This window comes from Aeromicrobium sp. (genome assembly GCF_036676885.1).
Lineage (GTDB): Bacteria > Actinomycetota > Actinomycetes > Propionibacteriales > Nocardioidaceae > Aeromicrobium.
This window is the reverse complement of the sequence record NZ_JAKFCB010000357.1, coordinates 16911-27413: the sequence shown is the minus strand read 5'-3', so window position 1 is coordinate 27413 and position 10503 is coordinate 16911. Positions and strand designations below refer to the sequence as shown.

Sequence of the window (10503 nt, the reverse complement as noted above, 5' to 3'; positions counted from 1 at the left end):
ACTCCACCCCGCTGGTCGTCGGAGTGATCCTCGGACTCGGCTTCCTGCTGCTCCTCGTCGCACTCCAGGCCCCGCTGATCGCCCTGCTCGGGACGGTGGCCAGCCTGCTCTCGACCGCCGCCGCGTTCGGCGTCGCGCGACTGGTGTTCCAGGAAGGGTGGGGCGCCGACTTCCTGGGCTTTGAGTCCCAAGGCTTCCTCGACGCCTGGGCGCCGGTGTTCTTCTTCGCGATGATCTTCGCCATCGCCATGGACTACACGGTCTTCCTGCTCGCCTCGGCCAAGGAGCACTTCGAGCACACTGCGGATCCGAAGGACGCCATGGTCGGCTCACTGGCCCACTCCGGGCGGGTGATCTTCGCAGCCGGGGCCGTCATGGTCGCGGTGTTCTTCACCTTCGCGCTCTCGGGACCGCTACCGCCCAAGGAGATGGGGATCGTGCTCGGCATCGCGGTGCTCCTCGACGCGTTCTTCGTGCGCCTCGTCCTGCTTCCCGTCCTGCTCCGCCTCACCGGCACGGCAGCGTGGTGGACGCCGCGCTGGCTGAGCGCCGTGCTGCCGAACATCCGCTTCTCCCACAGCTGACACCGATCCCAGGAGGGAGCGGTGCACGGTCGGGCGTGACAACCCTGCGGGTCGCTGACGCTGCCGGATCGTCAGGCGAGCGAGAGGAAGAGCTTCTCCATCTTCTTCACGTCCACACTGTCGGTGCTGTCACCTGCGGTCAGGCACTGCTGTAGTCCGCTCGCCACGATCGCGAAACCGGCCCGGTCGAGCGCCTTGGAGACGGCCGCGAGCTGGGTCACGACATCCTCACAGTCCCGCCCATCCTCGAGCATGCGAAGCACGCCGGCGAGCTGGCCCTGCGCGCGCTTGATGCGGTTGACGACCGGGGTCATCGATGTGGGGTCAAGGTTCATCAGACACTCCTGCAGTAGCCGTTCAGGGAGATACCCCGGGTGTTTTTGCTATTGCTCAATATACCCCCTAGGGTATTTATGGAAGACCCCGACATACCCGTTCCGCCGAGAGGCACCACATGTCCGACCAGACTCCTGAGATCTCCGTCGAGACGTTCGCCGCACGCCGGATGGATGCACTCACGCTCGATGTCCGTGAGAAGGCCGAGTACGTAGCCGGCCACGTGCCGGGTGCCGTCCTGGTCCCCATGTCCCAGCTCGGCGTCCGGATGCCCGACCTGGACAGGTCGCGGCCACTTCACGTCATCTGCGCCTCGGGCAACCGATCGGCCGCGATGACCGACCTGCTGGTCACGTCCGGTTTTGACGCTGTCTCGGTCGCCGGGGGCACCCAAGCCTGGGTCGCCTCAGGCCGCGCCGTGGAGGTGGGTCTGTGATGTCGAACCTCACGGTCCTCGTCATCGAGACCCCGACACTCGGTGACCGCAGCTATCTCGTCCACGACGGCGAGGTCGCCTTCGTGGTCGATCCGCAGCGCGACATCGACCGGGTGCTCGACCTGCTCGAGCAGCACGACGTACGCCTGACGCACGTCTTCGAGACGCACATCCACAACGACTACGTCACGGGCGGCTTCGCCCTCGCACAGCGCACCGGTGCCCAATACCTCGTCAACGGCGATGACGACGTGTCCTTCGACCGCATCCCCCTGTCGGACGGGCAGGTGGTCGAGGTGGGCGAACGGATGCGGGTCACAGCCCTGGCGACCCCCGGGCACACGTACAACCACCTGTCCTACGCACTGAGCGAGCTGATCGACGGCCACGCCGAAGGCCTCGACCAGTCTGTCGGCATCTTCTCCGGCGGCTCCCTGTTGTACGGCGCGACCGGTCGCCCGGATCTGCTCGGGCCGGAGCACACCCACGACCTGGTTCGGCACCAGCACGCCTCAGCCCACCGGTTGGCCGACCTCCTGCCCGATGACGCGGATGTGTATCCGACCCACGGGTTCGGGTCCTTCTGTTCGGCGAGCCAGTCCGACGCGACCTCCTCGACCATCGGTCGCGAGAAGAAGTCCAACCCGGTGCTCACGCAGGACGAGCAGACCTACGTGGACGAGCTGCTCGACGGCCTCGGGGCCTGGCCGGCGTACTACGCGCACATGGCCCCGGTCAACGCCGCCGGCCCGTCCGAGCCCGATCTGAGTCCCCCGTCGGTCGCCGATGCCCGTGAGCTGCGCGAACGCATGGAGGCCGGCGAGTGGGTCGTCGACCTTCGCAGCCGCACTGCGTTCGCGGCCGGTCACGCACCCGGCACGCTCAACTTCGGGCTCGACGGCGGCTTCGCGACCTATCTGGGTTGGCTGGTCGCCTGGGGCACCCCGATCACGCTCCTCGGCGAGACCGCCGAGGAGGTCGCCGAGGCGCAGCGAGAGCTGGTGCGTATCGGCATCGACCGCCCCGCGGCCCACGCGACCGGCGGGCCCGAGGCCTGGAGCGACCGCCCGCTCAGCTCGTTCGCACGGGCGACGTTTGCCGACCTCGCCGACGTACGGCACCACCGTGAGGTGGTCGTCCTCGACGTACGCCGCACCGACGAGTACGACTCCGCCCGCATCGAGGGCGCCATCAACATCCCGCTCCACGAGCTGTGGGACCGGCTTGCCGAAGTCCCGGCGGGCGAGGTGTGGGTGCATTGCGCTGGTGGCTACCGGGCCTCGATCGCCGCCTCCATGCTCGACGCCGCCGGGCGCTCGCTCGTGGCCATCGACGATTCGTTCGACTACGCGGAGCAGGTCGGCCTGCACCTGGTGGGACCCGCTGCGTGACCCTGGTCCTGGCGCTCGCCGCCGGCGTCCTGATCGGGCTCAGCCTGGGAGCGCTCGGGGGCGGTGGCTCGATCCTGGCGGTCCCGGTGCTCGTCTACCTCCTCGACCAGAGCCCTGCCCAGGCAACCACCGGCTCGCTCGTCGTGGTCGGGACGACATCCGCCATCGGAGCTCTGGTGGCGTATCGCGACGACCAGGTGCTGTTGGCGCGAGGCACGGCCTTCGGTGCTGTCGCCCTCGGCGGCGCCGTGGTCGGCGCGAAGGCCGCAGCCCAGGTGTCCGAGTCGGTCCTGCTCGCCTGTTTCGCCGCGTTGATGCTGCTCGTGGCCGGGGTGATGGTCACGCGGCTGCTGAGTCCGGCAAGCCGCACGGCAACCGCGAATCCCGTCCTGGACGACCCGCTCATCACCTTCAGCCCGAAATTCGCCTGCCAGTGCCCACGAGCGCTCAAGGTGCTGACCACCGCGACGGTGGTCGGTCTGCTCACCGGCTTCCTCGGCGTGGGGGGTGGCTTCCTCGTGGTGCCCGCACTGCTGCTCGCACTCGCAGTTCCGATGGAGTACGCCGTCGGAACCTCGTTGCTGGTGATCACCATGACCAGCGCGGTCGCCCTCGCTGTGCGGGCCGGTGCAGGCGTGGCGCCGGACTGGTGGTTGGTTGCGGTCCTCACTGCAGCCTCGACCGCCGGTGCCGTCGCCGGCGGCCGTATCGCGAGCCGGACAGGCTCATTCCGGCTCCAGGCTGCATTCGCCGTCCTCGTGCTCGTCGTCGCGTTCTACACCGCGGCCCGCGCCTTTCCTGCCCTGCTCTGACCTCGCGGGCAGCGTGGCCCGCAAGCCGCCTGCCCCACCCGACGCCACACAGATGAATCGCCTCAACACCCACACAGAACGGAAGTGCACCCATGTGCCGACCAACTCGATGCAAGACGTGCGGCAAGACCACGTGGGCCGGCTGCGGCCAGCATGTCGCCAGCGTCAAGGCCGGTGTCCCGGCCGGACAATGGTGCCCTGGCGGGCACAGCAAGGCCGAGCAGTCCGGGGCCGCCGGCTCGCGCAGCCGCGGCGGCATCCTGGGCAGGCTCCTCGGTCGGTCCTGACGCATGCAGAAGGGCCTCGTGGACGGTATTCGTGGCCGTTCGAGGTCTCGACGAGCATCACTCGAAGCGAGAACGCCGAACCGCCCGGTGTGACCCCCCCTGTCGAGGCCACACCGGGCGGAGCGGAGTCCGGCGATCAGTAGACCGGCGGCTCGCCTTCCGCAGCTGGCCCACGCTCGACCGGCTCGTGATTGATCATCTGTGCATACGCGTGATTCTCGTGTTGCACCATCTTCACCAGGAACCCGATCACGATCAGGATGCCGAGGACGACGAAGAGCACCAGGACTGCGGTGCTGTCGGCGCCGGTGAAGACAGCTCCAGGGGTGTCCCAGTCGCTGATGGGGCTCATGCGTTGACCTCCTCTTTGACGGCAGTGCCGTTCATGGATCCGTTCAGCCTCGTGACCGGGATGCCCTCGGGGTACGGCGTTGCGGGCACCTCACTGAGGTCAAGGCCGGCAAGCTCCACCTCCGGCGGAATCCGCAGCATCTTGGCCTTCTTGAGGGCCAGCGAGATCAGGTAGCCCGGCACGAAGCCGAGCAGTGTGAGCACGATCGCTCCACCGATCTGGCCGAGCGGGTTGACGTCGGGCATGCCCTCGATGTTCGGGTAGCCCCAGAGCACGAACCCGGAGACGACGATTCCGTAGAACGCGCAGCCGCCATGCACCGTGACAGCGCCGACCACGTCGTCGATGCCGAACCTCTCGATCAACTTGCCGATGTGCGGAATCAGCGACCCGCCGACAACGGCGATGATGAACGCCAGGGCCGGGTGGTAGAGGTCCATGCCCGGAGCGACCGAGATGACGCCGGCGAGGCCGCCGGAGATCGTCCAGAACGGCTCGCCCTTTGACGCGACGTAGGCGCCGATGATGCCGCCGGCGAGACCCATGAGGGTGCTGAACGCGATTGCCGACAGGTTCGTCGGGTTGCCGAAGATCGAGAAGTAGCCGGTGTTGGTGTAGACCACGCAGCCCATCAGGAACCCGAAGAAGCCGACGAAGATCAGCATCAGGCCCAGCATCGTCAGCGGCAGGTTGTGCGGCGGGATCGTCACCGCCTTGCCGTTGACGAAGCGGCCGATGCGCGGGCCGAGATTGATCAGCACGCCGAGGGTGAACGCGCCGGCGATCAGGTGCACGCAGCCTGCGGCACCGAAGTCGTGCCACCCCCACTCGGTCAGCAACCAACCGTTGCCGTGCCACGACCATGCCGCAGCGATGATCCAGACCACCGAGCCGAGCACTGTCGTGAGGATCAGGAATGCGCTGGTGCGGATCCGTTCCAGTACGGCACCGGACATGATCGAACCAGTGGTGGCGGCGAACAGGGCGAAGGCGCCCCAGAAGATGCCGTTCACCGACGTGGTGTTCGGTCCGGAGATGTCGGCCCACGGCAGGTAGTCCTTGGCGCCGGAGACGTCGAGCGCGCCCGCGGGGAACTGCGGGAACGCGTAGTAGAACCACCAGCCGAAGAAGAAGAACGTCGAGACCACGACCGCGAAGGTCAAGAGGTTCTTCATGGCCGCCGCCAAGACGTTCTTGGAACGCGAGGCACCGACCTCATAGGCAAGGAAGCCGGCGTGGATCGCGATCATCAGGGCGATCGAGACCCAGTAGAAGAGATCGGTGATGACCGACTCCATCGATGCGAGGGTGTCCTCGGGTGACACGGGTACCTCCACGGTAAAGGGACAAATGACTGAAACAGCGGGCTTCGTCGCCCTGCTTCACCGTGACGCTAGTAGTCTGTGCGCTCCTGCCGATCACCGTGCTGTTACTTCCCGGTGAACACTGCCAATGAACAGCGTCCACCGAGAGTGACTGGTGGGAACCGGGTCTAGATGTCGTCGGGAAAGGCGATCACCGAGAGGAATCGGATCGGCAACTCGACGAGCGCGACGGGGCCGTGCGGGCCCTCCCCGTCGATCGTCAGCGAGTCGCCCGCCTCCATCCGGTAGACCGAACGGCCGTGGCCGTACTCCATGACGCCCTCGACCACGTGGATGAACTCCGTGCCGGGATGCTGGAACAGGGGATACACCTCGCTGTGCTCCGTCAGCGTGACCATCAGGCACTCGAGTCGCTTGTGCTCGCCGCGCAGCGCCCCGAGCAGCTCGTACGAGTGGCCCTGCCGGGTGCCGTTGCGCGTGATCGCGGGGCCGCTCCCGGCCTTGGTGAACGATGCCTCGCGTTCGGCGTCCGCCCCGCGGATCAGCGCCGTCACGGGGACGTCCAGACCGGTTGCGAGCCGGGCCAGCGTTCCGAGGCTGCACGAGGTCTGGGCGTTCTCGATCTTGGACAGCATCGCCTTGGAGATCCCGATCCGATCGGCGAGCTCGGTCACCGAGAGGTCGTAGCGCTGGCGCAGAGCCCGGACGTTCGCCGCGATCGCGACCTGAAGCTCGAGCTCCTCGGCGGCCGCGCCGGGGGCACGGTCGCTGGCGATCCCGGCGGCATTCCGGATCAGGTCCTCGCGCTCCACGGTCACACCGGTAACTCTATTCCAGGCTTGCGGTCAGACCCGGGAAGGTGGTCACCGCATCTCTCCCGCGCCGACGTACGGGAACTGGGTCGTCAGCAGGTCGCCGTCGGCGAACCGGGAGAGTCGGAAATCGGTCTCCGGGATCCTCGGGTCGCTGCTGCAGCCGTCGACGACGACATCGGCGACCAACCGGCCGACCGCGGGCGAGATCTTGAAGCCGTGTCCGCTGAAACCCGCGGCGACGACCAGCCCATCGACGTCGGTCCGCGAGATCACCGGGTTCCAGTCCGGCGTCACGTCATAGCAGCCGGCATAGCTGCTGCTGATCGATGCGTCGATCAACCCCGGGAATCGGGTGCTGATCTTGTCGACGGCAAGCTCGACGAAGTCATCGGTGGCGCGGTTGAGGTAGTCGTCGGGGTCCGCGAGCTCAGGCGAGGACAGGTCGCTGTTGCCGAACAGGATCTCGCCACCGACGTCCGCGCGCACGTACTGGAGCGACACCAGGTCTGAGAACACCGGCACCGGGCCGATGTCCACGCCCGGTGCGATCATCACGACCTGCTCGCGGTGCACCCGGATCGGCACGTCGATGCCGTACGGGGCGAGGAAGGGTCGCGTCCACACCCCGGTCGCGACCACCACGGTGCCGGCGGCGACGGTCGTCCCGTCCACCAGCCGTACGCCGACCGCACGCCCACGCTGCAGGACGAGACCGGTCACGAGCGCCCCTTGGCGGACCCGGACCCCGGCCGAACGAGCCGACGCGGCGAACGCCTGCGCGGTGAGGTAGGCATCGCCATACCCTCCGCGGGCCTCCCAGCCGAAGGCAGCGAACGGCTCGAGATCGGCGACGGGCCACATCTTGGCGACGTCGACTCGGTCGATCTCCTCGGTCTGCACGCCGACCGCGCGCTGCGCGGCGAGGCTGGCCCGCATGCTCGCGACGTTCGACTCCCCCACGCCGACGACGTATCCGGTCTGCCGGAAGCCGATGTCGGTGCCGAAGATCTCCTCGGCCTGCTCGAACACCTCGAGGCCGACCGCGGCCATCGCGGCCAGCGAGCTCACGCCGTAGTGGCAGCGCACGATCCCCGACGACTTGCCGGTCATGCCGGAGCCGACCGTCGAGCGTTCGAGGACGATGACGTCGGTGATCCCCCGCTGGCTCAGCGCCCAGGCCGCGGCCGCGCCCTCCAGCCCGCCGCCGATGATCACGACCTCGGCGCTCTCCACGCCGCCGGCCATCAGAACCCGCCCTGGCCGGGGATCCAGGACGTGCCGGCGAGCGGCACCCGGGCCATCGCGGCGGCCTCGATCGTGACGGCCACGAGATCCTCGGGCTCGAGGTGCTGCAGGTGGGACTTGCCGCACGCGCGGGCGATGGTCTGGGCCTCCATCGTCAGTACGCGCAGATAGTTGGCGAGCTTCCGCCCGCCCTCCACCGGGTCGAACCGGGCCGAGAGCTCCGGGTCCTGGGTCGTGATGCCGGCCGGGTCGCGGCCGTCCTGGAAGTCGTCGTAGAAGCCGGCCCTGGAGCCGAGCCGCTCATACTCCTGCGCGTACTTCGGATCGTTGTCGCCGAGCGCGATCAGCGCGGCGGTGCCGATCGCGACCGCATCCGCACCGAGCGCCATCGCCTTCGCGACGTCGGCGCCGTTGCGGATCCCGCCGGACACGATCAGCTGAACCTCCCGGTGCACGCCGAGCTCCTGCAGGGCCTGGACTGCCTGCGGGAGTGCCGCCAGTGTCGGGATTCCGACGTGCTCGATGAACACGTCCTGGGTCGCGGCGGTCCCACCTTGCATGCCGTCGACGACGACGACGTCCGCCCCGGCGTTCACCGCGAGCTTCACGTCGTAGTAGGTCCGGGTTGCCCCGACCTTCACGTAGATCGGCTTCTCGTGGTCCGTGATCTCGCGCAGCTCGTTGATCTTGATCGTCAGGTCGTCGGGCCCGGTCCAGTCGGGGTGACGGCACGCACTGCGCTGGTCGATGCCCACCGGCAGCGTGCGCATCCCGGCCACCCGCTCCGAGATCTTCTGCCCGAGCAGCATGCCGCCGCCGCCGGGCTTGGCGCCCTGACCGAGCACGATCTCGATCGCGTCGGCCTTGCGGAGGTCGTCGGGGTTCATCCCGTAGCGAGACGGAAGGTACTGGTAGACGAGGTGTTTGGACTGGCCGCGCTCCTCAGGCGTCATCCCGCCGTCGCCGGTCGTGGTCGAGGTGCCCGCCTCCGATGCCCCCCGGCCCAGGGCCTCCTTCGCCGCACCCGACAGCGCACCGAACGACATACCGGCGATCGTGACCGGGATGTCGAGGTGCAGGGGGTACTTCGCATGCCGGGCGCCGAGCACGACGTCGGTGCCGCAACGCTCGCGGTAGCCCTCGAGGGGGTACCTCGACATCGATGCGCCCAGGAACAGCAGGTCGTCGAAGTGCGGCAAGGCACGCTTCGCGCCCCACCCGCGGATGTCGTAGACCCCGGTCTCGGCGGCCCGCTGGATCGACGAGATCGCGGACCGGTCGAATGTCGCGCTCTCGCGCAGCCCCCAGTTCTCGTGGTTCATCGATGTTCCTTCCCGGACTCAGTACGCCGACGTGTTGTCGGCATGGAAGTGGTAGAGGCTCCGCGCCGACCCGTAGCGCGTGTACGCCGTCGGGTCGTCCTCGAAGCCCGCAGCCTTGAGCAGGCCGGCGAGCTCGTCGAGGTGCTCGGCCTCCATCGGCTTGGCGACGCAGTCGGCGCCGAGCGACACCACCTCGCCACGGACGTAGATGCGCGCCTCGTAGATCGAGTCGCCCAGCCCGTCGCCGGCATCGCCGCGCACGACCAGGCGACCGGCCTGCGCCATGAACGCGCTGTTGTGCCCGACATCGCCGCCCACGACGATGTCGACGCCCTTCATCGAGATGCCGCAGCGGGCCGCAGCGTCACCCTCGATGACCAGGAGACCGCCGTGTGCCGTGGCACCAGCACTTTGCGACGCGTTGCCGTTGACCACGACGGTGCCGCTCATCATGTTCTCGGCCACGCCGGTGCCGGCGTTGCCGGTGATCGTGATCTCCGCCTGCTGGTTCATGCCCGCGGCGTAGTAGCCGACATGGCCTTCGATGGTGATCTTCACCGGTGCGTCGACGCCGACCGCCACGTTGTGCGCACCGAAGGGCTGGGCGATCACGATCTCGCCTTCGAGGTCGGCGGCATGCAGCGCCGCGTTGACCTCACGCAGCGGCGTGAGGCCGAGATCGTAGGTCGTACGGGTCACCGCGTCCATGCGTAGATCACCTCCGGCTCGGGCTCCCAGATGCGGGCGCTCCCGACGCCCGGCAGGTGCGCCAACGCGCGAAACTCGCTGGCCATGGCGACCCAGTCGTCGGTCTCGGCGATCACCGCCGGCTTGCAGGCGATCGCGTCGCGCACCACGGCGAAGCTGTCGTGGTTGGAGACCAGGAGCGTGTAGAACCCGTCGAACGTCGCGCACAGCTCCTTGAGCGCGGTCTCGACGTCCCGGCCCTGGGCGAGCTGGTGCGCGACGAACCGGGCGCCCACCTCGGTGTCGTTCTCGCTGTCGAACGCGATCCCCTCGGCCTGTAGCGCACGGCGGATCGTCGCGTGGTTGGCGAAGGAACCGTTGTGCACGAGGCACTGGTCGGGGCCGACGGCATACGGGTGACAGCCGGCCGGCGTGACCGCCGACTCGGTCGCCATCCGCGTATGTCCGACCCCCTGCCAACCCTGAGCGCCGGCGAGCCCCCACGACGCCGCGAGAGCACGCGGGTGCCCCACGCCCTTGAGGACCGCGAAGTCGGCTCCGAACCCGCCGACCAGCGCCCGCGGCAGCGCCACCTTCGCAGCGCCGAGCAACTTCTCGCTGTCGACCTCCGAGGTGACGAGATAGGTCGTGTCCAGGACCCGAACGTCCACCTCGGTTCCCAGCGCCGAGCCGACGGCATCGGCGACGTCCCCGGGTGATCCCGAGACATCGAGCAGCGATACAGCGCCCTGCCCGGCCGGTGTCCACGTCGGGTCGCCGTAGACGGCGACGCCCGCCGAGTCGGCGCCCCGGTCCTCCATCTCGCAGAGCATTCCGGTGAGCAGCTCGCCGAGCCGCGGATAGAGGTCAGGGTCTCGCAGGTGCAATCCCACGATGCCGCACATAGGTTT

Annotated in this window: 13 protein-coding genes; 5 read left to right on the top strand and 8 right to left on the bottom strand. The window is 68.4% G+C overall.

Features of this window, described 5'->3' with window-relative positions; translation table 11 throughout:
- The coding region (locus V6M46_RS17040) for an MMPL family transporter (RefSeq protein WP_332667266.1) at positions 1 to 584 on the top strand (584 nt) is incomplete at its 5' end.
- Between the two features lie 71 nt (positions 585 to 655).
- Here the strand turns inward: V6M46_RS17040 and V6M46_RS17035 are convergent.
- Positions 656 to 919 (bottom strand): metal-sensitive transcriptional regulator, encoded by a 264-nt coding sequence (locus tag V6M46_RS17035; RefSeq protein ID WP_332667264.1) that lies wholly within the window; start codon positions 917 to 919, stop codon positions 656 to 658.
- Positions 920 to 1038: 119 nt separating this feature from the next.
- Between V6M46_RS17035 and V6M46_RS17030 the strand changes: the two genes are divergently transcribed.
- From V6M46_RS17030 to V6M46_RS17015, 4 genes are all read left to right on the top strand, one after another.
- Entirely contained in the window at positions 1039 to 1356 is a 318-nt protein-coding gene (locus V6M46_RS17030; RefSeq protein ID WP_332667261.1) for a rhodanese-like domain-containing protein, read from the top strand.
- Complete coding sequence (locus tag V6M46_RS17025) at positions 1356 to 2747, top strand: MBL fold metallo-hydrolase (RefSeq protein WP_332667258.1); 1392 nt, start codon at positions 1356 to 1358, stop codon at positions 2745 to 2747. Before V6M46_RS17030 ends, V6M46_RS17025 begins: the two co-directional genes overlap by 1 nt.
- Positions 2744 to 3559, top strand: coding sequence for a TSUP family transporter (locus tag V6M46_RS17020; protein ID WP_332667256.1), 816 nt, complete (start codon positions 2744 to 2746; stop codon positions 3557 to 3559). The genes V6M46_RS17025 and V6M46_RS17020 overlap by 4 nt, the downstream gene beginning before the upstream one ends.
- 92 nt (positions 3560 to 3651) lie before the next feature.
- On the top strand, positions 3652 to 3846 hold the full coding sequence (locus V6M46_RS17015) for a hypothetical protein (protein WP_332667254.1): 195 nt from the start codon (positions 3652 to 3654) through the stop codon (positions 3844 to 3846).
- Between the two features lie 136 nt (positions 3847 to 3982).
- Here V6M46_RS17015 and V6M46_RS17010 read toward each other — a convergent pair whose 3' ends face one another.
- The 7 genes from V6M46_RS17010 to V6M46_RS16980 all read right to left on the bottom strand — a co-directional run bounded on the left by V6M46_RS17010 (position 3983) and on the right by V6M46_RS16980 (position 10497).
- Positions 3983 to 4198, bottom strand: a complete 216-nt coding sequence (locus V6M46_RS17010) for a hypothetical protein (protein ID WP_332667253.1) — start codon at positions 4196 to 4198, stop codon at positions 3983 to 3985.
- On the bottom strand, positions 4195 to 5523 hold the full coding sequence (locus V6M46_RS17005) for an ammonium transporter (RefSeq protein ID WP_332667251.1): 1329 nt from the start codon (positions 5521 to 5523) through the stop codon (positions 4195 to 4197). The genes V6M46_RS17010 and V6M46_RS17005 overlap by 4 nt, the downstream gene beginning before the upstream one ends.
- 167 nt (positions 5524 to 5690) lie before the next feature.
- Positions 5691 to 6341: a helix-turn-helix domain-containing protein gene (locus V6M46_RS17000; RefSeq protein WP_332667249.1), complete on the bottom strand. Its 651-nt coding sequence runs from the start codon at positions 6339 to 6341 to the stop codon at positions 5691 to 5693.
- A 45-nt stretch (positions 6342 to 6386) separates the two neighbouring features.
- Positions 6387 to 7583 carry an NAD(P)/FAD-dependent oxidoreductase gene (locus V6M46_RS16995; RefSeq protein WP_332667247.1) on the bottom strand — a complete coding sequence of 399 codons (1197 nt, stop codon included), beginning with the start codon at positions 7581 to 7583 and terminating at the stop codon, positions 6387 to 6389.
- Entirely contained in the window at positions 7583 to 8905 is a 1323-nt protein-coding gene (locus V6M46_RS16990; RefSeq protein ID WP_332667245.1) for an FMN-binding glutamate synthase family protein, read from the bottom strand. The genes V6M46_RS16995 and V6M46_RS16990 overlap by 1 nt, the downstream gene beginning before the upstream one ends.
- Positions 8906 to 8923: 18 nt before the next feature.
- Positions 8924 to 9613 (bottom strand): hypothetical protein, encoded by a 690-nt coding sequence (locus tag V6M46_RS16985; RefSeq protein WP_332667244.1) that lies wholly within the window; start codon positions 9611 to 9613, stop codon positions 8924 to 8926.
- A complete protein-coding gene (locus V6M46_RS16980) occupies positions 9601 to 10497 on the bottom strand; it encodes a hypothetical protein (protein WP_332667243.1) in 897 nt (298 codons plus the stop codon). The genes V6M46_RS16985 and V6M46_RS16980 overlap by 13 nt, the downstream gene beginning before the upstream one ends.
- Positions 10498 to 10503 lie beyond the last annotated feature (6 nt).